The organism is Paraburkholderia strydomiana (genome assembly GCF_031456815.1).
In the GTDB taxonomy this organism is placed as follows: Bacteria; Pseudomonadota; Gammaproteobacteria; order Burkholderiales; family Burkholderiaceae; genus Paraburkholderia; species Paraburkholderia caledonica.
Map to the genome: position 1 here is coordinate 1 of NZ_JAVDVL010000051.1, position 1,048 is coordinate 1,048.

1 protein-coding gene is annotated in these 1,048 nt (G+C 57.3%); it reads right to left on the minus strand.

The features are described from left to right. Nucleotides 1–1,007, minus strand: a 1,007-nt coding sequence (locus tag J2W46_RS34310; protein WP_310360472.1) for an IS3 family transposase, incomplete at its 3' end; no start/stop codon positions are given. Nucleotides 1,008–1,048 lie beyond the last annotated feature (41 nt).

Sequence of the window (1,048 nt, forward strand, 5' to 3'; positions counted from 1 at the left end):
TCTGGGGCTGGGCTGATTTCTCCGATATAAGAACGATATCGGCGACGCTTGGGCCTGGCCGCGTGGAGGCCGCCCTGTTTCATAAGGCGACGCACGACTTTCTCCGATAGAAACACCCGTTGTCGGCTGAGCGCTGCCTGCACTCGACGATAGCCGTAGGATCGGTGATTGTCCTCGAAGATCTCAGCAACGGTACAACGGACCTCTGCATATTTGTCGGCAAGCCGTATGGACGACCGATGGTAGAAATAGGAGCTGCGCGCCAGGTCCAACCGCGCAAGCAGCTCAGCCAAACCGTATTCTTCTCTCAGGGCGTCAACCAGCGTCGTCTTCTCCCGGTTGCTCAGGAGTGGCAGGTCGACGCCCAGGTCTTTTTTTATGAGTTCATTCGCCTTCTTTAGCAGGTCGTGTTCAAGCTGCAGATTGCGAATGTCGCGCCGGAGCCCTTCGACCTGCCGCTCCAGTTCATCCCGATCCGTCTCTGTGCGTGATCCCTTGTCGCGTTTCATGGATGCAGGGGCCTCCCGGCCGAGTAACTGGTTCTTCCAGTTGTACAGCGTCACCCTGTCGACGTCCAGCTTTCGCGCCACCTCCTGGGCGCTTCCTTGACGTGTGCACAGTTCGTACACCGCGGTCTGCCTGGAGGCTAATGGCGCGGCCGGTCGACCTCCTTTGCCAACCACGTATTTCCTGGTTTCCGGATAGCGCTCGCGAACCCATGCCGTCAGTATCTGGCGACAGGGGTAGCCTAATGCCCGGAGAGTGAAGCTGAAGCACCGCCCGTGATTGACGTAATGCTCGAGCGCCAGGTTCTTCTGTTCCTCTGAGTACTTCGACTTTACGCGAACATATTCTTTCTGCTGATCGCCACTACGCTCGAATTCCGCACACCACACCTTGAGAGAATTCTTCGTCGGGTAACCCAACTGGCGGATTGTTGCCTTGACGCGCTTCCCGAGCTTCAGGTACAGCTCGACCGCGCGAACGCGGTCTTCGTATGAATACATGGACTACCTCCAAAGTAGTCCAGGATTTTGTCCGCATCCCC